At 67.5% G+C, this 26302-nt stretch carries 21 protein-coding genes and 1 pseudogene; 10 read left to right on the top strand and 12 right to left on the bottom strand.

The window, feature by feature from the left end; translation table 11 throughout:
• Nucleotides 1–71 precede the first annotated feature (71 nt).
• Both ggt and ACFPFG_RS13920 read left to right on the top strand, forming a co-directional pair.
• Nucleotides 72–2060, top strand: a complete 1989-nt coding sequence (gene ggt / locus ACFPFG_RS13925; protein ID WP_374623201.1) for a gamma-glutamyltransferase — start codon at nucleotides 72–74, stop codon at nucleotides 2058–2060.
• A 438-nt stretch (nucleotides 2061–2498) separates the two neighbouring features.
• Complete coding sequence (locus tag ACFPFG_RS13920) at nucleotides 2499–3455, top strand: tripartite tricarboxylate transporter substrate binding protein (protein WP_380107054.1); 957 nt, start codon at nucleotides 2499–2501, stop codon at nucleotides 3453–3455.
• A 5-nt stretch (nucleotides 3456–3460) separates the two neighbouring features.
• Here the strand turns inward: ACFPFG_RS13920 and ACFPFG_RS13915 are convergent, their stop codons facing one another.
• The 3 genes from ACFPFG_RS13915 to pcaB are packed head-to-tail and all read right to left on the bottom strand — an operon-like array spanning nucleotide 3461 to nucleotide 7294.
• Nucleotides 3461–4861: a class II fumarate hydratase gene (locus tag ACFPFG_RS13915; RefSeq protein ID WP_380107052.1), complete on the bottom strand. Its 1401-nt coding sequence runs from the start codon at nucleotides 4859–4861 to the stop codon at nucleotides 3461–3463.
• 4 nt (nucleotides 4862–4865) lie between these two features.
• The gene (locus ACFPFG_RS13910; protein ID WP_312371484.1) at nucleotides 4866–5867 is read right to left on the bottom strand and encodes a tripartite tricarboxylate transporter substrate-binding protein; all 1002 of its coding nucleotides are present in this window, start codon (nucleotides 5865–5867) and stop codon (nucleotides 4866–4868) included.
• Nucleotides 5868–5911: 44 nt separating this feature from the next.
• Nucleotides 5912–7294, bottom strand: a complete 1383-nt coding sequence (gene pcaB, locus ACFPFG_RS13905; protein WP_380107050.1) for a 3-carboxy-cis,cis-muconate cycloisomerase — start codon at nucleotides 7292–7294, stop codon at nucleotides 5912–5914.
• A gap of 97 nt (nucleotides 7295–7391) precedes the next feature.
• On the opposite strand from pcaB, the gene ACFPFG_RS13900 reads away from it, so the two are divergent.
• Nucleotides 7392–8138 carry a GntR family transcriptional regulator gene (locus ACFPFG_RS13900; RefSeq protein WP_380107048.1) on the top strand — a complete coding sequence of 249 codons (747 nt, stop codon included), beginning with the start codon at nucleotides 7392–7394 and terminating at the stop codon, nucleotides 8136–8138.
• Between the two features lie 83 nt (nucleotides 8139–8221).
• On the opposite strand, the gene ACFPFG_RS13895 is transcribed toward ACFPFG_RS13900, so the two are convergent.
• Nucleotides 8222–10063, bottom strand: coding sequence for an ABC transporter ATP-binding protein (locus ACFPFG_RS13895; protein WP_183021512.1), 1842 nt, complete (start codon nucleotides 10061–10063; stop codon nucleotides 8222–8224).
• Between the two features lie 368 nt (nucleotides 10064–10431).
• On the opposite strand from ACFPFG_RS13895, the pseudogene ACFPFG_RS13890 reads away from it, so the two are divergent.
• Nucleotides 10432–10625, top strand: a pseudogene (locus tag ACFPFG_RS13890) (transcriptional regulator); the annotation flags it as partial.
• Between the two features lie 33 nt (nucleotides 10626–10658).
• Here the strand turns inward: ACFPFG_RS13890 and ACFPFG_RS13885 are convergent.
• The 8 genes from ACFPFG_RS13885 to ACFPFG_RS13850 form a co-directional block, all read right to left on the bottom strand.
• Complete coding sequence (locus ACFPFG_RS13885) at nucleotides 10659–12083, bottom strand: NAD(P)(+) transhydrogenase (Re/Si-specific) subunit beta (protein WP_012202277.1); 1425 nt, start codon at nucleotides 12081–12083, stop codon at nucleotides 10659–10661.
• Complete coding sequence (locus ACFPFG_RS13880; RefSeq protein ID WP_183018330.1) at nucleotides 12080–12424, bottom strand: NAD(P) transhydrogenase subunit alpha part 2; 345 nt, start codon at nucleotides 12422–12424, stop codon at nucleotides 12080–12082. The genes ACFPFG_RS13885 and ACFPFG_RS13880 overlap by 4 nt, the downstream gene beginning before the upstream one ends.
• 1 nt (nucleotide 12425) lies before the next feature.
• Nucleotides 12426–13541 (bottom strand): Re/Si-specific NAD(P)(+) transhydrogenase subunit alpha, encoded by a 1116-nt coding sequence (locus ACFPFG_RS13875; protein WP_183018331.1) that lies wholly within the window; start codon nucleotides 13539–13541, stop codon nucleotides 12426–12428.
• A 26-nt stretch (nucleotides 13542–13567) separates the two neighbouring features.
• On the bottom strand, nucleotides 13568–15559 hold the full coding sequence (locus ACFPFG_RS13870) for an acetyl-CoA carboxylase biotin carboxylase subunit (RefSeq protein ID WP_183018332.1): 1992 nt from the start codon (nucleotides 15557–15559) through the stop codon (nucleotides 13568–13570).
• Nucleotides 15541–16980 carry an acyl-CoA carboxylase subunit beta gene (locus ACFPFG_RS13865; protein ID WP_374621470.1) on the bottom strand — a complete coding sequence of 480 codons (1440 nt, stop codon included), beginning with the start codon at nucleotides 16978–16980 and terminating at the stop codon, nucleotides 15541–15543. Before ACFPFG_RS13865 ends, ACFPFG_RS13870 begins: the two co-directional genes overlap by 19 nt.
• Before the next feature lie 106 nt (nucleotides 16981–17086).
• Complete coding sequence (locus ACFPFG_RS13860; protein ID WP_312377691.1) at nucleotides 17087–18055, bottom strand: LLM class flavin-dependent oxidoreductase; 969 nt, start codon at nucleotides 18053–18055, stop codon at nucleotides 17087–17089.
• Nucleotides 18056–18101: 46 nt separating this feature from the next.
• Nucleotides 18102–18896: a CoA-transferase subunit beta gene (locus ACFPFG_RS13855; protein ID WP_183018335.1), complete on the bottom strand. Its 795-nt coding sequence runs from the start codon at nucleotides 18894–18896 to the stop codon at nucleotides 18102–18104.
• A complete protein-coding gene (locus tag ACFPFG_RS13850) occupies nucleotides 18889–19845 on the bottom strand; it encodes a CoA transferase subunit A (RefSeq protein WP_183018336.1) in 957 nt (318 codons plus the stop codon). The genes ACFPFG_RS13855 and ACFPFG_RS13850 overlap by 8 nt, the downstream gene beginning before the upstream one ends.
• A 346-nt stretch (nucleotides 19846–20191) precedes the next feature.
• On the opposite strand from ACFPFG_RS13850, the gene ACFPFG_RS13845 reads away from it, so the two are divergent.
• The 6 genes from ACFPFG_RS13845 to ACFPFG_RS13820 all read left to right on the top strand — a co-directional run bounded on the left by ACFPFG_RS13845 (nucleotide 20192) and on the right by ACFPFG_RS13820 (nucleotide 26285).
• Nucleotides 20192–21265, top strand: a complete 1074-nt coding sequence (locus ACFPFG_RS13845; protein WP_183018337.1) for an oxamate carbamoyltransferase subunit AllG family protein — start codon at nucleotides 20192–20194, stop codon at nucleotides 21263–21265.
• Nucleotides 21262–22017 (top strand): SDR family NAD(P)-dependent oxidoreductase, encoded by a 756-nt coding sequence (locus ACFPFG_RS13840; RefSeq protein ID WP_183018338.1) that lies wholly within the window; start codon nucleotides 21262–21264, stop codon nucleotides 22015–22017. Before ACFPFG_RS13845 ends, ACFPFG_RS13840 begins: the two co-directional genes overlap by 4 nt.
• Nucleotides 22018–22062: 45 nt before the next feature.
• Complete coding sequence (locus tag ACFPFG_RS13835; RefSeq protein ID WP_183018339.1) at nucleotides 22063–23145, top strand: aromatic ring-hydroxylating dioxygenase subunit alpha; 1083 nt, start codon at nucleotides 22063–22065, stop codon at nucleotides 23143–23145.
• A 95-nt stretch (nucleotides 23146–23240) separates the two neighbouring features.
• Complete coding sequence (locus ACFPFG_RS13830; protein ID WP_380107042.1) at nucleotides 23241–23564, top strand: 2Fe-2S iron-sulfur cluster-binding protein; 324 nt, start codon at nucleotides 23241–23243, stop codon at nucleotides 23562–23564.
• A gap of 2 nt (nucleotides 23565–23566) precedes the next feature.
• Nucleotides 23567–24862 (top strand): NAD(P)/FAD-dependent oxidoreductase, encoded by a 1296-nt coding sequence (locus ACFPFG_RS13825; protein ID WP_380107040.1) that lies wholly within the window; start codon nucleotides 23567–23569, stop codon nucleotides 24860–24862.
• Nucleotides 24863–25130: 268 nt separating this feature from the next.
• Nucleotides 25131–26285: an ABC transporter substrate-binding protein gene (locus ACFPFG_RS13820; protein WP_183018342.1), complete on the top strand. Its 1155-nt coding sequence runs from the start codon at nucleotides 25131–25133 to the stop codon at nucleotides 26283–26285.
• The last annotated feature ends 17 nt before the right edge of the window (nucleotides 26286–26302 follow it).

Here is a 26302-nt window from a genome sequence, read left to right as displayed (position 1 = left end):
CAAGCCTGCGGGCGGGTGCTGCCCCTGGTGAACAAGATCAACGCATTCCACGCACCACAAGGAGACATTTCATGAAGCAACCCCCTTCCAGGCAACGCCTGCCTGCATGGCAGTGGATCGGCCTTGCGGCCGCCACGCCGCTGTTCCTCGCATCGTGCGGAGGCGGTGGCAATGGCGGATCGGGCCAGGATGAACTGGCGGCCTGCGCCATCACCTCGGGCGATGGCAGCGTGGTCGTGGGCTCGGGCCTGCCCGGTGATCCGGCCGCACCCGAACCCTCGTCGGGCTACCGCCTCGGCAAGAAGGCCCTGCACACCTCCAAGTACATGGTGGTCACGGCCAACCCGCTGGCGTCCAAGGCCGGTTGCGAGGTGCTCAAGGCCGGCGGCTCGGCCGTGGATGCGGCGGTGGCCGTGCAGATGGTGCTGGGCCTGGTGGAGCCGCAGTCCAGCGGCATCGGTGGTGGCGCCTTCATGCTCTATCGCGATGCAGCCACGGGCAAGGTCGTGGCCTATGACGGCCGCGAGACCGCGCCGGCCGCCGCCACGGAAAACTACCTGCGCTACGTGGACGACACCGCCGACCAGACCGCGCCCAAGCCCTCGGCGCGCGCCAGCGGCCGCTCCATCGGCACGCCGGGCGTGGTGCGCATGCTGGAACTCGCGCACAAGGACTACGGCAAGACCGCGTGGCCCCAGCTGTTCAATTCGGGCATCGACCTGGCCAGCAAGGGCTTTCCCATCAGCGGCCGCATGGCTGCGGCGCTGGACGGCTCCAAGGTGGAACTGGCGCGCGACGCCGATGCCGCCAAGCTCTACTTCGATGCCCAGGGCAAGCCGCTGGCGCTGGGCGCCAAGTTCGTCAACCAGCCCTATGCAGACACGCTGCGCAGCATCGCCAATGGCGGTGCCGACGCCTTCTACCGTGGCGACCTGGCCCAGGCCATCGTCAGCAAGGTGGGCGTGACGCAGACCGTCTCGGACGGTGCGCCCATCACCCCCGGCAAGACCACGCTGCAGGATCTGGCCAGCTACGAGGCCAAGCGCCGCGAGGCCGTCTGCACCACCTACCGCACGCGCTACATGGTCTGCAGCATGCCGCCGCCGTCGTCGGGCGGCATCGCCGTGGCACAGGCCATGGGCATTCTGGAGAACTTCGATCTCAAGGCCTATGCGCCCACGGCCATCGATGGCGAGGGCGGCAAGCCCTCGGTGATGGGCGTGCACCTGGTCAGCGAAGCCCTGCGCCTTGCCTATGCAGACCGTGACAAGTACGTGGCCGACACCGACTTCGTGCCCCTGCCCGGCGGCTCGCCGGCGCTGATGCTGGACAAGAGCTACCTGCGCCAGCGCGCCGCCCTCATCTCCACCACCAAGAGCATGGGCACGGCCCAGGCAGGCAACTTCGGCACGCCTTCGCAGGGCGTGGTCGATGTCAAGGAGGCCGGCACCACGCACATGAGCATCGTCGATGCCAAGGGCAACGCGCTGAGCATGACGACCACGGTGGAGTCCAGCATGGGCTCGTTCCACGTCACGCGCGGCTTTGTGCTCAACAACCAGCTGACCGACTTCGCGGCCATCCCCAGCACCGCCGACGGCCCGGTCGCCAACCGCGTGCAGCCCGGCAAGCGTCCGCGCAGCTCCATGGCGCCCACGCTGGTGTTCGATCTGAAGGCCGACGGCACCGCCGGCGACTTCAAGATGGCCACCGGCTCGCCAGGCGGCAGCACCATCATCCAGTACGTGACCAAGACCCTGGTCGGCGCGCTGGACTGGGGGCTGGATGCGCAGCAGGCCACCTCGCTGGTGGACTTCGGCGCGGCCAACAGCCCGACCACCAACGTGGGCGGCGAGCACCCCAACATCAACACGGCCAATGGCGGCAACGACGATCCGCTGGTCAGCGGCCTGCGTGCCCTGGGCCATGTGGTGTCCATCAGCGCGCAGTCCAGCGGCATCGGCACCATCTTGCGGGTGCAGCGCAATGGGCAGGCGCAGCTGGAAGGTGGGGCTGATCCGCGCCGTGAAGGGCTTGTTCTGGGCGATACCGTTCGCTGATTTTGGTCTGATGATTGACTGAGGAAGGCGCTGCTGGCAGGGATGCTGGTGGCGCTTTTCTTTTATGGGGTCCATAGCCTGCCCCTGCCGGGTGGTTGTTTCTCGAGGCCGGGCCGAGACCCGGCCTCGAGAAACAACCCCCGGCAGGGACAAAAAAACATCCCTGAATGGCAGCCGCTCTGAAGGCATACGCCCCGTAACTGTCACGTCAAAGACATGCCCCAATCACCGCGATGCGCACAAAAAGCAGCCCACAAACTCTGCAAACCAAGTAACCACGTCACCCTCCGCTATAGAGTTCCACTCCCCGCACCCACGCTGCGCGTTTTCCCCACAAGCCCCAACGCTACGGGCTTGCCCGAGTCCATGGTTGGCATGCATCCATCTAAATTGAACAGCAGCAAGTTCGATGGTCGTGAGCCTCTGAGGAAGATGGAAATGCAAAGACGAGTGTTTGGCGCATGGATGTGCGCATCGGTCCTGGTGACGGGCGCAGCATGGGCGCAGGACAGCTATCCCAGCCGCCCCATCAGCCTGGTCGTGCCCTACGGCGCGGGCGGCGTGACCGACGTGGTGGCGCGTGCGCTGGCCCAGGGCATGGGCAAGCAGCTGGGGCAGACCGTGGTGATCGAGAACAAGCCCGGCGCAGGCGCGTCCATGGGCGTGATGGAGATGCGCACGGCCAAGCCCGATGGCTACCGCCTGACGCTGGCGCCCGTGAGCATCTTCCGCCAGCCCCACATCCAGAAGGTGCAGTACGACCCGGTGCGCGATCTCAGCTACGTCGCCACCTACATGACCTATGACTTCGTGCTGGCCGTGCCCCAGGACTCGCCGTTCAAGACGGTGCAGGATCTGGTCGAGTTCGCCAGGAAGAATCCGGGTGCCGTGGATTACGGCACGCCGGGCAAGTTCACGGCCAACCACGTGGTGATGGCGCTGCTGGAGCAGGCCACGGGCGCACGCTTCACGCATGCGCCCTTCAAGGGCGATGCCGAGGCGTTGAACTCGCTGATGGCCGGCCACATCAAGTCCGGCGTGTTCGCCAACACGGTGCTGCCGTACCTGAGCTCGGGCAAGCTGCGCGCCCTGGCTTCGGCCTCCGAGGTGCGGCCCGAGGCCTTTGCCAACGTGCCCACGTTCCGCGAGGCCGGCTATGCCTTCGATGTGCCCTCGCCCCTGGGCATCGCCGGGCCGCGCGGCCTGCCGCCCGAGATCGTGCGCAAGCTCGAAGCCGCCATCAAGGCCGCCATGGACGACCCGGCCTTCCGCCAGGTCGTCGGCAACTACGGCGTGCGCACGCAGTTCCGTGGCAGCCAGGAGTACACGGCGTTCGCCAAAAAGGCGTTCGAGGACGAAAAGAAGATCGTGCAGAACATAGGCCTGGAGGATTGAGGCCGCTACGCGGGCGGCAGCCCCGCCATGGCGCGCAGGTCCACCAGCCGGTCGTACTCGGCGGCCGTGATCAGGCCCAGCGCGACAGCGGCCTCGCGCGGCGCCATGCCGCGCGCCATGGCCTCGCGCGTGATGCGTGCCACGGCGTCATAGCCCAGTAGCGGGTTGAGCGCGGTGGCCTGCAGCAGCGAATGGGCCACCTGTTGCTCCAGCCGCTCGGTGTGTGCCTGCAGGCCGGCCACCAGCTTCTCGGCGAACACGCGGCTGGTATCGCCCAGCGCGCGCATGGCGCGCAGCAAGTGGTGGATCAGCACGGGCTTGGCCACGTTGAGCTCGAAGTGCCCGGCCGAGCCCGCCAGCGTGACGGTGAGGTGGTGGCCCATGGCCTGGTAGGCGGCCTGCACCACGACCTCGGCCACGGTCGGGTTGCGCTTGCCCGGCATGATGGAGGAGCTCAGGCCGTCGTCGGGAAACACCAGCTCGCCCAGCCCGCAGCGCGGACCCGAGCCCAGCAGGCGGATGTCGTTGGCCATCTTGGCCAGCGAGCCTGCCACCACGTTGAGCGCGCCCGAGACCTCGATGAGTGCATCGTGCGCGGCCATGCCCTCGAACTTGCAGGGATTGGGCGTGACCGCCAGGCCCGTGAGCGCCTGTATCTCCTCGCAGAAAATCCGGTCGAATCCGGCCGGCGCGTTGAGCCCCGTGCCGGCTGCCGTGCCGCCCTGGGCCAGGCTCCACAGCCGGGGCTGGGTGGCCTGCAGCCGGTGGATGCCATGGCCTATCTGGTGGGCGAATGTCTCGAAGCTCTGGCCCAGCGTCATGGGCACGGCGTCCATCAGGTGCGTGCGCGCCACCTTGAGCACGCCGGCAAAGGACTGGGCGCGTTCCTGCAGGCGCTGCTGCAGCCGTTCCAGGGCGGGCAGCAGGTGGTCGCGCAGCTCCAGCGCCGTGGCCAGGTGCATCACCGTGGGAAAGCTGTCGTTGGACGATTGCGAGGCATTGGCATGGTCGTTGGGGTGGACCGGGCTGCGCGTGCCCGGGGGCTGGCCCAGCATCTGGTTGGCGCGGTTGGCGATGACCTCGTTGGCATTCATGTTGGTCTGCGTGCCCGAGCCCGTCTGCCAGATGGTCAGCGGGAAATGCGCGTCCAGCAGGCCGTCACGCAGTTCGGTGGCCGCGGCCTCGATGGCCGCGCCGCGCTCGTCGTCCAGCACGCCCAGGCGCCGGTTGGCGCGCGCTGCCGCCAGCTTCTGCAGCCCGAAGGCGTGGTACAGGCCCTGGGGAAAGCACTCCTGTCCGATGGCGAACAGCTCCAGCGCGCGCTGGGTCTGTGCACCCCAGAGACGGTCGGCTGGTATCCGGACCGGGCCGAAGGCATCGTATTCGATGCGGGTGTCGTCGGCCATGGCTTCAGTCCAGAGAAATCTTCGCGTCGGCCGCCACCTTGCGCCAGCGCTCCACCTCGGCAGCCGTGTGGCGCGCCAGGGCCTCGGGCGCGTACTGCTCGGCGGGCAGCAGGCGTATGCCCTGGGCGGCCATCCGGTCGGTCCAGGCCTTGTCGGCCAGGGCCTTGGTATAGGCCTGGTAGACCTTTTGCACCACGTCGCGCGGCGTGCCCTTGGGTGCATAGATGCCGTACCACGTGGCGGTCTCGAAGCCGGGCAGCAGCTTCTGGCCCAGCGCTGCAGCGCCCGGGAACTGGGGCATGGGCTTGTCCGAGGTGAGGGCGATGGCGCGGATGCGCTCGCCGGCCAGCTGGGGCAGGGCGGTGTTGGTCTGGTCGAACATGGCATCGACCTGGCCGGAGATCACATCGGTCATGGCCGGCGCCGCACCCTTGTAGGCCACCTGGGTGATCTCCATCTGCGCGCGGCTGGCGAACAGCGCCGCCACCAGGTGCGAGGTCGATCCCACGCCCGCGTTGCCGAAGTTCAGCCGGCCCGGGTTCTGCTTGCCGAAGGCCACCAGCTCCTCGGCCGTCTTGTACGGGGAGTTCTTGCCCACCAGCAGCACCAGCGGCGTGTCGGGGAAGCGGAACACGGCCTCGAAGTCCTTGACCGGGTCGTAGGCCAGCTTCTTGTACAGCGACGGCGCCGCGCCCATGTAGCCCATGTGGCCGACCAGGAAGCTGTAGCCGTCGGGCGCCGAGCGCGCCGCCTTGGCCGTGCCGATGGTGCCGCCCGCGCCCGGAACGTTCTCGATGATGATCTGCTGGCCCAGCTGCGTGCTGGTGCGCTGGGCGATGTCGCGCGCCATGGCGTCCGTGGGGCCGCCGGCCGCGAAGGGCACGATCCAGGTCAGCGGCTTGGCGGGATAACCGCCCTGGGCGTGCGCGGCCAGGGCGAAGGTGGTGGCGGCCAGGGCAAGGGCCAGGCGTGGCAGGTGTGGCAGGTGGGGAAGATGGAAAGGCATGGTGTTGTCTCCTGTAGTGCTGTGTTCTGTCCTGGGCCGGGGTGTCAGCGGCCGCTGGCTGCATGGGCGCGCGACAGCGCAAGGGCGCGGTCCACCATCTGCGGGGCCTCGCCCAGGTAGTTGCGCGGGTCGGTGAGGCGCTGCAGCGCCGCGCGGTCGAAATGGGCCGTGACTTCGGGCAGGCGGGCCAGCGCATCGGCCAGCGTGCCGCCCCCGGCGTTGACGCTGCGGCAGGCGGCATAGACGATGTCGTGCGCCTGCTGGCGGCCCGTGTGCGGGGCCAGGCCCATCATCACGGCCTCGGCCACGATCAGGCCGTCGGTCATGTCCAGGTTGCGGGCCATGCGTTCGGGATCGACGATGAGGCCGCCCAGCATGAAGCGCGCCTGGTGCAGGGCGCCGGCCGAGAGCACGAAGCTCTCGGGCAGCGCCACCCATTCGGCATGCCAGGGGCCGGTGGCGCGCTCCAGGTCCTGGACCATGGCGTCCAGCATCAGGCCCGCATGCTGGCGCACGGCCTTGGAGGCGGCCAGCATCAGCTCGCTGGAGATGGCGTTGCGCTTTTGCGGCATGGTGCTGCTGGCGCCGCGCCCGGTGACAAAGGGCTCGAACACCTCGCCGAACTCGGTGGAGGACAGCAGCATCACGTCGTAGGCGATCTTGCCCAGCGAGCCCGTGACCAGGGCCAGGAAATTCACCGCTTCGGCCAGGCCGTCGCGCGCCACATGCCAGGTGGTGGCGGGCACGCCCAGGCCCAGTTCTTCCATCAGCAATTGCTGCACTTCCAGGCCCCGGCCGCTCAGCGAGGCCAGCGTGCCGGCCGCCCCCGCGAACTGGCCCACCAGCACGCGCGGGCGCAGTTCCTTCAGGCGCTCGGCATGGCGGTCGAACATGGCCAGCCAGATGGCGGCCTTGTAGCCGAAGGTGATGGGCAGGGCGTGCTGAAGGTGCGTGCGGCCGGCCATGGGCGTATCGCGGTGGCGCTCGGCCAGGTCGGCCAGGATGGTGCGCAGCGCGGCGATGTCGGCATCGACCAGGTCCAGCGCATCGCGCACCTGCAGCACGGTGGCCGTGTCCATGATGTCCTGGGTGGTCGCACCCCAGTGGATGTAGCGGCCGGCGTCGCCGCACTGTTTCACCAGCTGGTGCACCAGCGGCAGGATGGGGTAGCCGACAATGTCGGTTTCCTTGCGCAGCAGCTCGAAGTCCAGCGCGTCGAGGCTGCAGCGCTGCGCGATCTCGTGTGCGGCCTCGGCCGGAATCACGCCGCAGCGGCCCTGGGCGCGCGCCAGCGCGACCTCGACCTCGATGTAGCGCGACACCAGGGCGCTGTCGGCGAAGATGGCGCGCATGGCGGGGGTGCCGAAGGCGTCGCGGAACAGCAGCGAATCGATGGCGGTGCTGGAGGTGAAGGACGGAAGGGTCATGGTGCGCAATTGCGATTAAGTTCGGACATATCGTTATTTTTATTTATGTACGTACATTACGAACATCCGGGTTTGCCTGGGGGGAAGGCCTGCGCCCATGGCTGAGACACGCTATGCCCAGGTGGCGCGTGACCTGTCCGAGCGCATTGCCTCGGGCGAATACGCCGTGGGGGGGCTTTTGCCCACCGAGCTGGAGCTGTGCGAACGCTATGGCGTGAGCCGCCACACGGTGCGCGCGGCGATTGCCGAGCTGCAGCAGTCGGGCCTGGTGTCGCGGCGCAAGAAGGTGGGCACGCGCGTGGAGGCGGCGCAGCCCCATGCGCACTATCGCCAGGCGCTGACCTCGCTGGAGGATCTGGTGCAGTTCGGCGCCACCCATGTGCGCGAGGTGCGGCGCATCGAGGAGGTGGTGCTGGACCAGGACCTGGCGGCCGAACTGGATTGCCCGGCCGGCAGCCGCTGGCTGGCCATCTGCAGCCTGCGCCGCGACGGTGCCGCGCCGCACCTGCCCATTGCCTGGACCGTGGTCTATGTGGATGCGCAGCGCTTTGACACGCAGGAGCTGGCCGAGCGCGTGCGCGCCGCGCCCGAGTTGCTGGTCAGCAGCCTGCTGGAGCAGCAGTACGGCCTGCGCATCGCGCGGGTGCGGCAGGCCGTGGTGGGGGCGCTCATTCCGGATGCGCTGTCGGAGGAATTGCAGGCTCCGGCCGGGTCAGCGGCGCTGAAGATCGTGCGCCGCTACCTGGATACCGATGGGGAGTTGATGGACATCAGCGTGACCTTGCACCCGGCCAGCCGCTACACATTGCATACGCAGCTGGACCGAGACTTGGCGAGTGTCTGACCTGTCAGTGGGGAGGTCAGCGCCATCTATAAAACTGGCGCGGCCCAATGCCAGGGACACCAAGCAAGGGCCGCCCCCCCCGCTCAGGGGGTGTAGTTCTGTTCGGCGAGGAAGCCGCCGCTCTGGTGCGACCACAGCTTGGCGTAGATGCCGCCCAGCTCCAGCAGTTGCTGGTGCGTGCCCTGCTCGACGATGTGGCCCTGGTCCATCACGATGAGCCGGTCCATGGCGGCGATGGTCGAGAGCCGGTGGGCGATGGCGATCACGGTCTTGCCGTGCATCAGGCTGTCCAGGCTTTGCTGGATGGCCGCCTCGACCTCGCTGTCCAGCGCGCTGGTGGCCTCGTCCAGCAGCAGGATGGGCGCGTCCTTGAGCATGACGCGCGCAATGGCCACGCGCTGGCGCTGGCCGCCCGACAGCTTGACGCCGCGCTCGCCCACCTGGGCGTCGTAGCCTCCACGGCCCTTGAGGTCGGTCAGCGTGGCGATGAAGTCCGAGGCCTCGGCCTTCTGCGCGGCGGCCAGCATCTCCTGCTCGGTCGCGTCGGGGCGGCCGTAGAGGATGTTGTCGCGCATGGAGCGGTGCAGCAGCGAGGTGTCCTGCGTGACCATGCCCACGGCGCCGCGCAGGCTGTCCTGCGTGACGGTGCGGATATCCTGCCCGTCGATGGTGATGCGCCCGCCCTGGGCTTCATGGAAGCGCAGCAGCAGGTTCACCAGCGTGGACTTGCCCGCGCCCGAGCGGCCGATCAGGCCGATGCGCTCGCCGGCGCGGATGTGCAGGTTCAGGTGGTCGATCACCTGCTTGCCGCCGTCCTTGTAGGCAAAGCTCAGGTCCTCGAAGGCGATGGCGCCCTGCGTGACCTGCAGCGGCCTGGCGTCGGGCGCATCCACGATGGTGCGCGGCTTGGTCAGCGTGAGGATTCCGTCCTGGATGGTGCCCACGTTCTCGAACAGGCCCGTCATCTGCCACATCACCCAGTGCGAATAGCCCATCAGGCGCAGCGCCATGGCGATCACGGCGGCCACCACGCCCGCGCTGGCCTGCCCGCCGGACCACAGGAACAGCGCCGTGCCCGTGGAGCCCAGCAGCAGCAGCGTGATCATCAGGTGGTTGGCGATCTCGAACTGGCTGACCAGGCGCATCTGCGCATAGCCCGTGGACTTGAACGCCTCCATGGCGTTGCGCGCGTACTCGGCCTCGCGGCGCGTATGGGCGAACAGCTTGACGGTGGCGATATTGGTATAGGCGTCGGTCACGCGGCCCGTCATCATGGAGCGCGCATCGGCCTGCTCCTTGCCGATCTTTCCCAGGCGCGGAACAAAGTAGAAGCAGGCGCCGATATAGGCCAGCAGCCACAGCGCGAACGGAATCATCAGCCGCCACTCGAAGCTCGCGGCCAGGATCAGGATGCCGATCATGTAGACGCTCACGCCCACCAGCACGTCGACCACCATGAAGATCACTTCGCGCACCGACAGCGCCGTCTGCATGATCTTGGTCGTGATGCGGCCCGCGAACTCGTCGGCATAGAAGGACATGCTCTGGCCCAGCATCAGCCGGTGGAACACCCAGCGCAGCCGCATCGGGAAATTGATGGCCAGCACCTGGTGCATCACTGCCGTGTGAAAGGCCAGAAGCAGCACGCTGGACAGCAGGATGGCGGCGATGCCCCAGACCGTGCCGCGCTGGGCCTGCCAGAACTCCGAAGGAGAGACATTGGCGAGCCAGTCCACCACATGCCCCATGATGGCGAACAGCGCCGCCTCATAGACGGCCAGCAGCGCCGAGGTGGCGGTCAGCAGCGCTATCCAGCCGCGCATGCCCCGGGTGCAGGCCCACAGAAAGGCGAAGAAGTCCTTGGGCGGGACCGTGGGCTCGGTGGAGGGATAGGGGGGGACGCGTTTTTCGAAAAAACCAAACAAGATCGTTGTACTCCTTGTGCCGACCATGGTAGGTCAGAGTCGGGTTTGCCCGATGCCCGAAGAGCATGACCTTTTGGCGCAACATGGTTTGTAAGAAATCTCCACACAAACGTCCTACGCGCCGCGCAGGGGCCTGCCTCACATCGGGGAGCCGCGCGCGCCAGGCGGCGATCTTGCGGGCCAGGCGGCGCGGCCCCTCGGCGGTGTGCGTGGCGTCGGGGGAGGTCAGCCAGCCGTCGGCATGGCGTGCGATCCAGTCCGGAGGCTGGCCCGACGGGCCCATGACGATCGGCGGCACAGGGCCCGCGCCGTGCGCTGCGGCAGCAGCTCGGCGCCCGCGAAGCGGACCGGCGGGGAGTCGACGCCGGGTTGCGCAGGCCTATGCACGCGAGGAAATTGCCGCATGCCGCATGCCGCATGCCGCTTGGTGCAGGTGCTGGACAAACCCTGGCCCGCGCGCTTTGCCCGCTACGGGGTGACCCTGCCCGATGCGCTGCGCAGGCCCGAGGTACGGGCCTTTCCGGATTGGGTCCTGCAAGAGGCGGAGGCTGCTGCGGGCTGATGTTCCCGGGGTGCTACCGCCCGCACGGCCTGCTCACTCCAGCGCCTTGCCCATGTCCTCCACCACCTTCTTGGCGTCGCCGAAGACCATCATGGTCTTGTCCATGTAGAACAGCTCGTTGTCCAGGCCCGCATAGCCGGCCGCCATGGAGCGCTTGTTGACGATCACCGTCTTGGCCTTGTAGGCCTCCAGGATGGGCATGCCGTAGATGGGGCTGCCCTTGACGTGTGCGGCGGGGTTCACCACGTCGTTGGCGCCCAGGATGATGGCCACGTCGGCCTGGCCGAACTCGCTGTTGATGTCCTCCATCTCGAAGACCTGGTCGTAGGGGACCTCGGCCTCGGCCAGCAGCACGTTCATGTGGCCGGGCATGCGGCCGGCCACCGGGTGGATGGCGTACTTCACGGTCACGCCCCGTTCGGTGAGCTTGTCGGCCAGCTCCTTGACCGCGTGCTGGGCACGCGCCACGGCCAGGCCGTAGCCGGGCACGATGACCACGGTCTCGGCATTGCCCAGGACGAAGGCCGCATCGTCGGCGCTGCCGCTTTTCACGTTGCGCTGCTGCTGGGAGCCTGCCGCCGCGCTGGTGGCCTCGCCGCCGAAGCCGCCCAGGATCACGCTGAAGAACGAGCGGTTCATGGCCTTGCACATGATGTAGCTCAGGATGGCGCCCGAGCTGCCCACCAGCGAACCCGCAATGATCAGCATGCTGTTGTTCAGCGAGAAGCCGATGCCCGCCGCCGCCCAGCCCGAGTAGCTGTTGAGCATGGACACGACCACCGGCATGTCCGCGCCACCGATCGGAATGATCAGCAGCACGCCCAGCAGCAGTCCCAGGGCGATGACCAGCACGATGTCCATCCAGCTTTGGCTGTGCCAGAAGCCGAAGACGAAGAAGGCCGCTGCCAGCCCCAGCACGGCGTTGAGCGCATGCTGGCCCTTGAACTGCACGGGCGCGCCCTGGAACAGGCGGAACTTGTACTTGCCGCTGAGCTTGCCGAAGGCGATCACCGAGCCCGTGAAGGTCACGGCGCCGATGAAGGCGCCCAGCGCCAGCTCCACGCGGTTGCCGCCCGGGATGGCGCCGCCCTTGGCCGTGATGGCAAAGGCCCAGGGCTCGGCCACGGCGGCCACGGCGATGAACACCGCCGCCAGGCCGATCATGCTGTGCATGAAGGCCACCAGCTCGGGCATCTTGGTCATCTCCACGCGCTGGGCCATGACGGCGCCGGCCGTGCCGCCGACCAGCAGGCCCAGCAGCACCCAGCCCAGGCCCAGGGCGTTGCCGCCGGCCAGCTGCACGATGAGCGCCGCCGTGGTCAGCACGGCGATCACCATGCCGGCCATGCCGAACAGGTTGCCGCGTATGGAGGTGGTGGGATGCGACAGCCCCTTGAGCGCCTGGATGAAGCAGACGCTGGCCACCAGGTAGAGCAATGTGACGAGGTTCATGCTCATGACCGGCCCTCCGCCTTGGCGTCCTTGCCGTCCTTGGCCGGAGCGCTCTTGCGCTCCTTCTTGCGGAACATCTCCAGCATGCGCCGCGTGACCAGGAAGCCGCCGAAGACGTTGACCGCGGCCAGCGCCACGGCCAGCACGCCCATGGTCTTGCCCAGGCCCGTTTCCGTGAGCGCCGCCGCCAGCATGGCGCCGACGATGACGATGGCCGAGATGGCATTGGTCACCGCCATCAGCGGCGTGTGCAGCGCGGGCGTGACGGTCCACACCACGTGGTAGCCCACGTAGATGGCCAGCACGAAGATGATGAGATGGATGATGGTGGGGGATACGGCTTCCATGTCATTTCCTCCGCAGCTGGCCTTCATGGGCCATCAGGCACGCGGCCACGATGTCGTCCTCCATGTCCACATGCAGGGCGCCATCCTTGTTGATGATGAGCTTGAGAAAATCGAGCACATTGCGTGCATACAGCGCCGAGGCATCGGCCGCCACCAGGGCGGCCAGGTTGGTCAGTCCCACGATGGTCACGCCATGCGTGACCACGGTCATGCCGGCCTGGGTCAGCGGGCAGTTGCCGCCGCGCTCTGCCGCCAGGTCCACGATGACGGCGCCGGGCTTCATGGCCTGCACCATCTCGGCCGTGACCAGCACGGGCGCGGGCCGGCCCGGGATCAGCGCCGTGGTGATGACCACGTCGGCCTGGGCCACGCGCTTGGCCACCTCGGCCTTCTGGCGGTCCAGCCAGCCTTGCGGCATGGGGCGGGCGTAGCCGCCCACGCCTTCGGCGGCCTCCTTTTCCTCGGCGGTCTCGTAGGGCACGTCGATGAACTTGCCGCCCAGGGATTCGACCTGCTCGCGCACGCTGGGCCGCACATCGCTGGCCTCGATCACGGCGCCCAGGCGCTTGGCCGTGGCAATGGCCTGCAGGCCGGCCACGCCCACGCCCAGCACCACGACGCGCGCGGCCTTCACCGTGCCCGCCGCCGTCATCAGCATGGGAAAGAAGCGCTGGTACTGGTTGGCCGCGATCATCACGGCCTTGTAGCCGGCGATATTGGCCTGGCTGGACAGCACGTCCATGCTCTGCGCACGCGTGGTGCGCGGAGCCGCCTCCAGCGCATAGGCCGTGATGCCCGCATCGGCCAGGCGCTGCAGGCCTGCGGGCTGGAACGGGTCCAGCATGCCGACCAGCGTTGCGCCCTTGCGGATGCCGGGCAGCTCGTCCTCCGAAGGAATGCGGACCTTGAGCACCAGGTCGGCGCCCAGGGCGCCTGCCGCATCGACGATCTCGGCGCCCGCTGCCTCGTACAAGGCATCGGGCACGCTGGCCGCCACTCCCGCCCCCGCCTGCACGCGCAGCACATGGCCTTGCGCACGCAGCTTCTTGACGGTCTCGGGGGTCGCAGCCACCCGGGTTTCTCCTGCCATGGTCTCGGCAGGCACGCCGATCAACATATACGGCCTCCTTGGGTCATCTTGTGTCATGCGAATTCGAGGATGACGTCATCCAGCGCCAGCACATCTCCGGCCTGTGCCAGGATCCGGGAAACGGTGGCCGGTGCCTCTGCGCACAGGCTCACTTCCATCTTCATGGCCTCGACGATGCACAGCACCTCGCCCGCGGCGACGCTGCGCCCCGCTTCGGCCATCACGGCCAGCACCTTGGCCGGCATGGGGCTGCGCAACTGCATGCGCGCCTGCGCGCGTTGGCGCACGGGCATGAGGCGCAGCAGCTCGGCTTCGTGCGGGCTGAGCACCCGTGCGCTGGCCTGCAGGCCTGCATGGGTGAGCAGCCAGCCCTGCTCCCCCTCGGGCGGGATGCGGCGCACCTGCACGGCCAGTGCCTGCTCATCGACACTGCCCAGCCAGGTGGGCTGGCCCGGTACCCAGGCGCTGCGCACGCTGGCGGTGCGGCCGCTGGCATGATCACGCACACGCCAGGCGCCGGGGACGCACTCCACCGTCACGGCATGCGGCTGCCCGTCCAGCAGTACCCTGCGCTCGCGCGGCGCCAGGCAGGCATCGGCGCCGCGCGGCCAGGTCAGGGCATCCATGGCCGCGGCCACGGCCGCCAACTGCGACGCGGCCGCCGCCTCGGGCGCTCGCGGTGCGAAATTGCCCTGGAATTCCTCGGCGATAAAGGCGGTGGACAGCCGGCCTTCGCACCAGCGCGGGTGCCGCATCAATGCCGAGAGAAAAGGCAGGTTGTGCGTGATGCCCTCGATCGCGAAGGCGTCGAGCGCCTGCGCCTGGGCCGCGATGGCCTGGGCGCGCGTGGGTGCATGCGTGACCAGCTTGGCGATCATGGGGTCGTAGTGGATGGAGATTTCCCCGCCTTCGAACACGCCGGTGTCGTTGCGCACGGTCACGCCATCGTGCACGCCCTCGGCCGGCGGTTGGTAGGTGGTGAGCCTGCCGGTGGATGGCATGAAGCCACGTGCAGGGTCCTCGGCATAGACGCGGGACTCGACCGCCCAGCCCGACAGCCGGATGTCCTGCTGGCGCATCGCCAGGGGTTCGCCGGCCGCCACGCGGATCATCTGCTCGACGAGGTCGATGCCGGTGACCAGCTCCGTCACCGGATGCTCGACCTGCAGCCGGGTGTTCATCTCCAGGAAGTAGAAGGACTTGTCCTGGCCGCAGACGAACTCGACGGTGCCGGCCGAGTCGTATCGCACGGCGCGTGCCAGTGCCACGGCCTGCTCGCCCATGAGCTGGCGCGTCTGCGGGTCCAGCAAGGGTGAGGGCGCTTCTTCGAGCACCTTCTGGTTGCGCCGCTGGATCGAGCACTCGCGCTCACCGAGGTAGACGATATTGCCGTGCTTGTCGCCCAGGATCTGGATCTCGATGTGGCGTGGCTGGACGATGAATTTCTCGACGAACATGCGGTCGTCGCCGAACGAGGAGGCCGCTTCCGAGCGCGAGCGCGCGAAGCCGTCCGCGACGTCCTCGGCCGAATGCGCGACGCGCATGCCCTTGCCTCCGCCGCCGGCCGATGCCTTGATCATCACCGGGTAGCCGATTTCATCGGCGATCTGCACCGCGTGCGCCGCGTCCCGGATCACGCCCAGGTGGCCCGGCACGGTGTTCACGCGGGCCGCGCTGGCGCACTTCTTGGATTCGATCTTGTCCCCCATGGCCTCCATGGCCTCGGGGTTGGGGCCGATGAAGACGATGCCGGCATCCAGCAGCGCGCGCGCGAAGGCGGCGCGCTCGGAAAGAAAGCCGTAGCCCGGGTGTACGGCCTGCGCGCCGGTCTGGCGGCAGGCCTCGACGATGCGTTCGATGGACAGATAGGATTCGGCCGCCGGGGCAGGGCCCACGCGCACGGCCTCGTCGGCCAGGCGCACGTGCAGCGAGCGGGCATCGGCGTCGGAATGGATGGCCACGGTCCGGATACCCATGCGCCGGGCCGTCTTGATGATGCGGCAGGCGATCTCCCCGCGGTTCGCGATCAGAATCTTGGTGAACATGGGAGTTCCCCTTGCAGATAGTTCCTCTGGGCCAGATGGGACAGCGCCCGGATCACGCATTCACGTGTGCGGCGCGGAGCGATCACGGCGTCCACTTCCCCAACTGCGCAGACGGCGGCGGGCTCCAGCGCCCGCGCTGCATCGGCCTCGCTGGCGCCCAGTGCCGCGGCACCCACAGCGCCGATCAGGCCGATCTGGGCCTGCGGCCATGCGTAGACGAGATCGGCACCCAGCGAGCGGGAACCCATGAGCATGCCTGCCGCGCCGAAGGCGCGCCGCAGCACCACGGTGACCAGGGGCACGCGCACGCGCGCCTGCGCCGCCATCAATGCGGCGGCCTCGCGCGCTATTCCCGCGCGCTCCTGTTCCGCGCCGGGCAGAAAGCCCGGTGTATCGACCAGGTTGAGCAGCGGCACGGCAAAGGCATCGCACCAGCGCACGAAGCGCGCCGCCTTGCGCGCGGCCGCGGTATCGATCACGCCCGCGAGCACCCGGGACTGGTTGGCCACCACGCCGACGCTGCGTCCGTCCAGGCGCACGAAGCCGATGACCAGGTGGGCCGCATGCGCGGGCTGCAGTTCCATGAAGTCGCCGCCATCGGCGATTTCGCGGATGAGCTCCTTGACGTCGTAGCCGGCTTCGGCCTGTTCGGGAATCAGCGTGTCCAGGGCCGGCGCCTCGCGCGCCGCCTCGTCGAGGCAGGGCCAGGGAGCGGTGTCGCTGCGCCAGGCGCCGTGCCGCGATTGCGGAAGAAAGGCAAACAGACGCCGCGCTTTGAGCAGGGCTTGCACGTCGTCGTCGCAGACGCCGTCGGCCAGGCCGGATTCGGCGGCATGCATGCCGGGGCCACCGAGTGTGGCGGTGTCGGTCTCCTCGCGGGTGACTGCGCGCACGGCCTGCGCGCCGCTCACGTAGAGCGCGCTGTCGTCGTTGGCCATCAGCACGAAATCGGCGAGCGAGGCCAGCAGCGCATCGGCGCCCGGGCATTCGCCCAACACCACGGCCATCTGGGGAATCTCTGCCTGCGCGCATGCGGCGCGGCGCGCGATGCCGGCGAAGCCCGCGAAGGCACCCAGGCCGGCCTCCAGCCGCAGGCCGGCCGTGTCGTACAGGCCGATCAGCGGGGCGCGGATGCGTAGCGCCTGCTCCTGCAGGCGCACGATCTTGCGTGCATGCACTTCGGCCAGCGTGCCCCGGGCCGTGGCGAAGTCCTTGGCGAAGACGCAGACGCTGCGCCCCGCGATGCGCCCCTGGACGGTGACCACGCCGTCGCCGCGGGCGTCGGGTCCGACGCCCGTGGCCAGTTCGGTCATGGACCCGGGGTCTAGCAGTAGCGCCAGGCGCTCGTGCGCGGTGAGGCGGCCGCGCGCGTGCCGGGTTTCGGCCTGGCGCTGCGCCGGGTCGGGAACACTCGTGGACATGGGAAAACTCCAACTCATCGGGAACTGCAGGAAACCGCGGCGTCGCCCGCGGCGGAGGCGGGCTTCGCACGCAGGCGCGCAAGCTTTCTTTCTGTCGCGGCTTCTATCAGCGCTTCTGCGCCGCGTAGGCGCGCAGGCGCGGAACGATTTCCCGGGCAATGATCTCGATCTGCTCCATCTCGTACTTGTAGGGCACGAAGACGAGCTTTTGCACGCCCGCATCGATGTGTTCCTTGAGCTGGGCCACGCATTCGTCCACGTTGCCCATGATGGCGCTGTCCATGGTGGATTGGCTGCCCTGGGCGATGTCGAAGTCGACATTGAGCCACTTCATCATCGTTTCCTCGACCGCCGCGCGGGAGGATCCCACCATGATGGGCAGCTGGTTGCCGTTCATCAGCGTCGCAGGGTCCTTGCCGGCCTCCAGGGCGTAGGCGCAGACCTTGGACCAGGACTCGACGAAGGCGTCTGGCTTGTAGAAGTAGGTCAGCCAGCCATCGCCTTCGACCGCGGCGCGCTTGAGCACCCGGTCGGCATAGCCGCCGATCAGCAGCGGGCAGGGCTTTTGCACGGGCTTGGGGAACATCACGCCGGCCGGGATCTTGTGCGGGCCCCATTCGCCGTTGACCATGTCCTCGGTCCACAGGCGCTTGAGGATGTCGAGGTTGTCGCCCATGATCTTGCCGCGCTGTTCGTAGGGAACGCCCACCGCGTCGAACTCGCGCTTGTACCAGCCGGCGGCCATGGCCATCAGCATGCGGCCGTTGGACAGCTGGTCCATGCTGGAGATCTGCTTGGCCAGGATGACCGGGTTGCGCAGCGGCAGCACCAGGATGCCGGTGGACAGCTTGATCTTCTTGGTGCGCGCCGCGATGGCGGTCAGCAGCGTCAGCGAGTCGATGATGGGGAAATGCGGGTCCACGCCCAGGAAGATGTGGTCCCAGACCCAGATCGAGTCGAAGCCCAGCTCCTCCATGCGGACGCCGTACTCCACCAGCGCCTGGGCGTCTGGCATCTGGGGAAAGGCCGTGAAGTTGCGGGCCGCGATGCCGAAGGTTCCGTGCAGTGTGCTCATGTGTTCTCCTGTGGATATGTGGGGGCGGCGGGGTGCCGACCGGGTGTCAGGCGATGTAAAGGCGGTCGGGGTCCAGCGTGCGCAGCGCACTCAGTTCGCGTTCGCTGGGCGGGACGGTGGTGGGGATCCTGTCGTCATGCAGCAACGTGAAGCCGGTGTTGTCCTGCACCCGTTCCAGCGTCACGCCCTGGTGCAGCGCAACGATCTTCATGTGCCGCGTGGTGTCGTCGAAACCGAAGATGCCCAGGTCCGTCACCACGCGGAACATGCCGCCCGCGGGAAGGCCGCGCTCGCGCCGCGTGTCGCCGCCATCCAGGAAGCCCGGGCTGGTGACGAAGTCCACCTTGTCCACGAAGCGGCGGCGCTCGTGCTTCATCGCCACGATCATGTGGGTCAGGCTGGAGATGTCGTTGCCGCCGCCCGTGCCCGGCAGCCGGGTCTTGGGGTTGGCGGGGTCGCCGATGTAGGAGGAGTTGAGGTTGCCGTACTTGTCGATCTGCGCTCCGCCCATGAAACCCACGTCCACATGGCCGCGCTGCAGCAGCAGAAGAACCTCGGTGCTGCTCATGACCATGTTGGCGCGCTTGGTGCAGCGCTGCTCGTTCGTCGAAGGCGGCAACTTCCCAGGCTCGATGATGGGGCCGAGCACGCCGCCTTCGAACAGGATGGTCAGCCCCGGGCAGTGCAGGCCCTGCGCCAGCGTGGCGGCCAGCAGCGGCACGCCGACGCCGGCGAACACGACCTGCCCCTCCTTGAGCAGGCGCGAAGCCATCACGGCAAGGATTTCGCTGGTGGTGCAGGCGCCGGCGGAGGCTACGGCGCAGGTGGGGGTATCAGTCATTGAGCATGCTCCTTCCGCGGCGCGCGGCGTCCAGTAGTTCCTCCAGGCCCAGCAGGCCCAGGTAGTCGGTCCACGAGGCAGGATCGCGCACGTAGCGCTGGATGTATTCCTGCATGCCGGCCACAGGGTCCGCGTTGACCTTGGCCGTGTAGAAGTCCATGTGGGAAAACAGGGGCTCGTAGACATTGGTGCATTCGTGCGGCGCGCAGCCGTAGGGCACCTCGACCACGGCATCGACGGCAATGAATGGAATCTTGGTCTGGTCGGGGTTGCGACGGATCTGGTCGTTGGACACGATGCGTTCGGTCGTCAGGATCACGCGGTTGGCAGCCAGTGCCAGGTCGATGTCCATGAAGCTCAGCCCGTCGAGCTGAGCGTTGCCGTAGGCGTCGCAGCGCTGCACATGGATCAGCGCGACGTCGGGGTTCAGTGCGGGCACCAGCAGCAGGTCCTCGCCAGTGAAGGGGCAGTGCGTTGCCATGGCCTCGGGGCGCATGCGCAGTACGTCGGAGCCCAGCATGGGCCTCATCGGCAGATAGGGCACGCCCATGGCGCCGGCGCGAAAGCGCAGGCCCATGGCCAGGTGGCTCCATTCGTCGTAGCGTGTCTGCCGGCTTTCCACATAGTGGCGCATCACCTTGGAGATGCCCCAGACGATGCCCTGGCTGAACCAGCTGGTCTGGATGCGGTCGCAGATGCCCGAGGCGAACAGCAGGTCGCCCTCGCTGGAGACGATGCTGCGTGACACGTCCAGGTGCTTCTTGCCCGAGCGGATCAGCTGCCAGATCATGGCCATCGGCGTGCGCGACAACGTACTGCCGCCGATGCCGACCTTGTCTCCGTCGCTGACCAGGGCGGCAGCCTGCTCCAGCGTCATCACTTTCTCGCGCAGGCTGCGATCGCGCCGGGCGAGATCCGCACGCAGTTCGAGATACGGTTTCACCTCCATAGGGCCTCCTTGTTCGCCGCTGCGCCAGCGGCATGCTTCTCAAAAAACGCGGGATTCCACGGCGGCCTTCCATGCGTCGGCTGCTGGAGAAATACGCGAGCGTTCCATCGGTAAACCGGACCCGGCCAGGGGCAGGTCCGTGTCCGTTGCATGGCTTGTCAATTTGTCGGCTAGTCGTACTATTGTTGGTATCTTAGCAAGATAAATTGACGCCTGTCTACATGAAAACCCTCTGGATGAAAATTATCAACTGGTCATATAGTTGTTCTATTAATAGATTCATTTAACCACGATATTCGATCTGGCGCCAAGGTCACTGGCGCGGGGCGAAGGAGAGCAGGCTTTTATGAGCAAGACGGCATGTTTGACCCGGGTGGTGCAGTTCGGAGAAGCCAAGCCGGACCTGCCCCGCGACACCTTGTTCCATGCAGGCCCTCCGTATGGGGGCATGCCGCCGCAGGCCGTGCGCAATGCAGCCCTGCAGGCCGCCGTCATCGGAGGGCTGGCGCCGGATGCGGGCTGCGCCGCGCACCTGCTGGACCAGGGTGCGTTGCGCCTTGTTCCGGCGCAGGATTTCGGCCTGGCCGTGCCGCTGGCGCAGGTGCTGGCGCCGGCCATGTGGTGCTTCGAGGTAAGTGATGGCGTGCACGCGGCCTATTCGCCGGTCGCCGAGGGCCCCCCGCCCGCGTTGCGCTTCGGCTCGGACGACCCGCTGTGCGTTGGCCGCGCCCGCGACTGGTGTTCCCGCTTCGCGGCGGCATGCAATCCGCTGCTGGCCCGACGGCCCGTTGATCCGTACGCGTTGATGTGTGGCGCGCTTGGGGAGGGCGATGACTGCCATGCCCGCACCCTGGCAGGCAATGAGCGCTTGCTGGCCGCGCTGCGGGATCTGCCCGAGGCGCTGGTCGCGCAGGTCCGTGCCAATCCGGGCTTTGTCCTGGGGGTATGGATGGCCTGGGCGGCCTGGAAGGTGCGAACCGATGGCGGCGAACTGGCCGCGATAGGGGGCAACGGCTTGCAGTTCGGCATCCGGCTGCGCGGCGAAAGCCATTGGCATACCGTGGATGCACTGCCGCCGGTGGGCGTGTATTTCCCGTCGGATACCGCGCCCCAGCCGCTCGGGGCCATTGGCGACAGCGCGCTGGTGGATGCCTGTGGCTTCGGCGGACAGGCGTTGCGGCACGCGCCGAGCCTGCTCGATGAGTGGGCTGCCGTGCTGCCGGCCGGCGCCACGGACCGGCCGCAGGCGATCCTGCACCCGCATACCGGCGTGATCGATCCCGCGCGCATCGTCGCGAGCGGCATGCCTCCGATCATCAATCTGGCGATCCTGAGCCGCAGTGGCGCAGGCATGCCCATTGGCCGTGGGCACTATTGCCCACCTGCGGCCCTGTTTCAGCGAGCAAAGGAGCGAACATGAGGATGAATGGAAAGGTCGCCATCGTCACCGGTGGCGCGATGGGCATCGGCCATGCGATCTGCGAAACGCTGGCGGCGCAGGGCGCGGCCATCGTGATTGCCGATCTGGCTGGCGCGCAGGCGGCGGCCGAGAGGCTGCAGCAGGCCGGGCACCGCGCCATCGGCGTGACGGCCGATGTGTCCAGCGAGCTGGATGCGGCACGGATGGTGGCTGACGCGCTCGACGCCTTCGGCCACGTCGACGTGCTGGTCAACAATGCCGCCATCTACTCGACGCTGCAGATCAAGCCGTTCGAGGAGTTGACGGTGGCCGACTGGAAGAAGATGTTCGACGTCAACGTCATCGGCCAATTCCTGTGTTGCCGCGCGGTGCTGCCGGCTTTGCGCCGGCAAGGCGCGGGTCGCATCATCAGCATCTCGTCCGCCGTGGCCTTCAAGGGCAATCCGGGCATGTTGCACTACGTGGCCTCGAAGGGCGCGATCGTGTCGATGACACGCACGCTGGCCACTGAGCTTGGCCCGTACAACATTCTGGTCAACAGCGTGGCCCCCGGCTTCACGCTCAGCGACGGCGTGCACCAGAACCCCGAACTTGCCGGCAAGGTCTCCGGCTTCTCGGTCCGCAGCCGTGCGCTGCAGCGCGACATGGTGCCCGCGGACGTGGTGGGTGCAGTGTCTTTCTTCGCCGGACCGGATGCGGGTTTCATCACAGGGCAGACGCTTGTGGTCGACGGCGGCGCCTATTACCACTGAGCTTGGCTTGGCCTGTGCATCAACCAAATCCGACAGGAGGTTTTCATGAAATACGTACGAAACGCGTGGTACCCGCTGGGCTGGGCCGAGGAGATCGGGCGGGAGTTGTCCCGCCACATGGTGCTGGAGGAGGCGATCGTCGTGTATCGCCGCGAGGACGGCAAGATCGCCGCGCTGCAGGATGCCTGTCCGCACCGCCTGGCGCCGCTCTCGCTCGGCCGACTGAAGGGGGACGCCATCGAATGCGGCTACCACGGCATGACATTCGACTGCTCGGGCAAGTGCGTGCGCATCCCCGGTCAGGACATCATTCCGGGCAACGCGGTGGTGCGTGCCTATCCGGTGGAGGAAAAGTATGGCCTGGCCTGGATCTGGATGGGCGACTCCGCGCTGGCAGACCGGGCCGGGCTGTTCCATCTCGAGCAGTACGACGCTCCCGGCTGGCGCGCCGTCAAGGGCGGTACCCTGCGCATCGACTGCAACTACCTGTCGCTTTGCGACAACCTGCTCGACCCGGCGCACGTCACCTTCGTCCATCCGAGCACGCTGGGCACTCCCGCCGGCGCCACCGTGCCGGTCAACAACGAGTATGGCGAGCGCAGCATCATCGTCTGGCGATGGATCCGCGACGCACCCGCCATTCCGCTGTTCGCCAAGTACGGCGGGTTCGCCACGAATGTCGACCGCTGGCACTACTACAACTACACCGCGCCGTGCTTCTACGCCATCGACATGGGCTCGTGCCTGACCGGCACCATCGCCGACATGGACAAGCGCCACGAGGGCGTGCAGATGTTCGCCTGCCACCTGCTCACGCCGGTGGATGAGAGCACGGTGCTGCAGCACTGGTTCCATGTGCGCAACTTCCGCACCGACGAGGCCGCGATGGACGCCGAACTGACCCGCGACATGGACCGCGCCTTCAACGAGGACAAGGTGGTGCTGCAGCGCATCCAGTTCGAGGAGGAGCGGGAGGCCGCGCGCGGCAAGCCGTACAAGCGCATCATCCTTGGCATCGATGCCGCGCCAAGGCGCATGCACAAGATGATCGACCAGATGATCGAGCAGGAGGAACGGGTCGCCGGGCACGGAGCCATGGCGGCCAGGCAGGAGAAGGTTACGGCCTGATCGCAGGCCTGGGCGGTGCCAAGCCCAGGCCTGCGGGTGGCGTCCGGCAGTCGTGCCGCGGCGCCGTTGCACATGCCCCGCGCGGAGACACTCAAATGGTAAATGTGACCTATATCGATCCAGCCGGCGCGTCCGTGACCGTGGGCCTGCCGCAGGGGTGGAGCCTGATGCAGGGCGCCGTGGCCAACGGCGTCGACGGCATCCTTGGCGAATGCGGCGGCTCTTGCGTGTGCGCGACCTGCCACTGCCATGTCGAAGAGGCGCGCCTGGGCGACCTGCCCGCGGCGTCCGCCGATGAGGTGGATCTGCTCGACAGCCTGCCCGAAGGCCGCCAGGCCAACAGCCGGCTGGCCTGTCAGATCAAGGCTTCTGCGGCCATCGAGGGCCTGGTGGTGACGGTGGTTCCGGTGCAGGTGTGAGCATGGAGCCGCACATCGTCATCGTCGGCGCGGGCCAGGCCGGGCTGCAAGCCGGCGAAACCCTGCGCACCGCTGGCTACGATGGCCGGCTGAGCGTGCTCGGCGATGAAGCACACCTGCCCTACCATCGCCCGCCGCTGTCCAAATCGTGGCTGGCGGGCGAGATGTCCGCGCAGCAGCTGGCCATGCGGGCCGAAGCCGCCTTGGCGCGCAAGAACATCGTCATTCGCACGAGTACGCTCGTGGTCGAGCTCGATACGGCGCGGCGCATGCTCCGCCTGGCGGACGGCGCGCAACTGCACTACACCGGGCTGCTGCTGGCTACCGGCGCCACGCCGCGCCGCCTGCCCTGTGTGCAGGAATGCGAAGAGGCGATCCATGTGCTGCGCACACGCGACGATGCCGGCGCCGTGTCAGAGGGCCTCAAGCGCTGCGCTGCGCACGGACTGCCGGTTGTGGTGGTGGGCGGTGGCTTCATCGGCCTGGAAGTGGCAGCCACGGCGCGCAAGCTGGGGCTGGCCGTGACCGTGCTGGAGTCCGCGCCACGCCTGCTGAGCCGGGTGCTTGCGCCGGTGCTGTCCGACTGGTATGCGGCGCTGCACCGCGCGCACGGCGTTGAACTGGTGCTCGATGCCGCGCGCCGGCGTGCCCCGCGGACGGGACTGGTGCTCGATGCGCGCGTCGCCGGCGTTCGCCCCTGCGGCGGGCATGCCGTGCAAGTGAGCCTGCAGGGTGGGCAATCCTATCGCGCGGGCCTGGTGCTGGCGGGCATAGGAGTACGGCCCAACGATGCGTTGGCCGAGGCGGCGGGCATCGCTTGCGAGCACGGCATCGTGGTCGATGCCTGTGGCAGGACCTCTGCGCCGGACGTCTATGCCGCTGGCGATTGCACCGCACGCCGCCTGGAGGATGGCAGCTTGCTGCGGCTGGAATCTGTCCAGAACGCCATAGAGCAGGGCCGGGCCGCCGCCGCCGGGTTGCTGGGGCGGGCCACGCCATTCACCGCGGTGCCATGGTTCTGGTCCGATCAGTACGACAGGAAGCTGCAGATCGCGGGACTATCGCAGGGCGCACAGGCCTGGGCGGTGCGCGGCGACATGCATTCCGGGGGCGCATTCTCGGTCTATCACTTCCGGCAGGGGCGGCTGGTGGCAGTCGATTCGATCAACGCCGCCAAGGAGCATCTGGCCGCGCGTGCCGTGCTGGCGCTGCCGGTGCAGCCTACGCAGGAGCAGGTGGGCAGTCCCGGTTTCGACCTGCCTGCCTTTGCCAGGGCCGCGCAGTCGGCGGCCGGCTGAGGCGTATCGGTCCGCGGCGACCGGCGTGGGCTGCGGCAACCCGGTCGCGCCAGGCATGCGGCCGGCAAGGTTGGCCCGGCAGGCTTGTGCGCACGAACCCTGGCAACGAAAGAAATCTGGATGGGTACAAACCATGGTGGGGTTAGATTGTATTGATATCTGGTTGTCCTATTGTTAGATTGACTGCTCGATAAAAAATGTGATGTCGTTCATTCGCTAAGTTCCGTTGTGTTCCATTCATGTGGCATGACCCACGAGGAGTACCAATATGGTTAAGGCATTGTTCAGGTTGGCACTTGGCACGGTGGCTGTGTGCGCCGCGCTCGGTGCGCACGCCCAGTCGGGAGAAGTCATCAAGATAGGGGTCAACCAGCCCTTGACCGGCGCGGTCGCCGCTTCCGGTAACTTCGTGACCAACGGCGCCAGGATCGCCGCGGACGAGATCAATGCCAGGGGCGGAGTCCTCGGCAGCAGGATCCAGCTGGTGATAGAAGACAACAAGAGCAATCCGACCGAGGCCGCCAACGCCACGGAAAAACTGATCGTGCGCGACAAGGTGGCGGTGCTGATGGGCGCCTGGAGTTCAACCTACACGCTCGCGGCCATGCCCAAGCTGATGGAGTACAAGGTGCCGATGGTGGTGGAGACGTCCAGCTCGGACAAGATCACCACGATGGGCAATCCGTATGTGTTCCGCATCAGCCCGACCAACGCGATGGAAGCGTTGAAGTTCAAGCGCTTCATCCAGCCGCTGGGAATCAGGAAGGTCGATTTCCTGGTCGTGCACAACGACTGGGGCCTGGGCGCCGCCCAGGAGTTCGGCAAGGTGCTGAAGGAAAACGGCGTCGACGTCGGCCGTGCGCTGCACATGGATGCTGCGGCCCAGGACATGACGGCCCAGCTGTCGACCTTGCGGGGCAGCGATGCCGACACGCTGTTCATCACCACCGGCCCGGAGCAGATGACGCTGCTGCTCAAGCAGGCCCAGTCTCTCGGCCTGAAGCGCCGCATCATCACCACCGGCGGCACACTGCCCGACCAGATGATCGAGCAGGCAGGAGGCGCTGCCGACAACACTTACCACGATGCGTTCTTCACGCCGTGGTTCCCGGAGCTTTCCTCCAATCCCGCTGCCGCCAAGTACTTCGTGGACGAGTGGAAAAAGCGCGGCATCAACATCAATGGCATGCCTGAAGGGGCCCGCGGCTACGACGGCATCCATGCCATCGCCGCCGCCATTGCCAAGGCCGGGGCTGCCGATCCGGAAAAGATCCGCGCCGCGCTTTGGCAGATCGAGGTCTCCGGCCTGACCGGCAAAGTCAGGTTCAACAAGGCCGGGCCTGCCGGCAAGGAAAGCGGCCAGAGCGTTCCCGATACGCACCTCGTGAAGATCGAGAACGGCAAGATCGTACGCGCCGAGTAGGACAACAAGGGCAAGCA

The organism is Delftia deserti (assembly GCF_042653485.1).
Taxonomy (GTDB): Bacteria; Pseudomonadota; Gammaproteobacteria; order Burkholderiales; family Burkholderiaceae_C; genus Comamonas; species Comamonas acidovorans.
The sequence above is the reverse complement of the archived record's forward strand: the minus strand, read 5'-3'. Positions and strand labels throughout refer to the sequence as shown.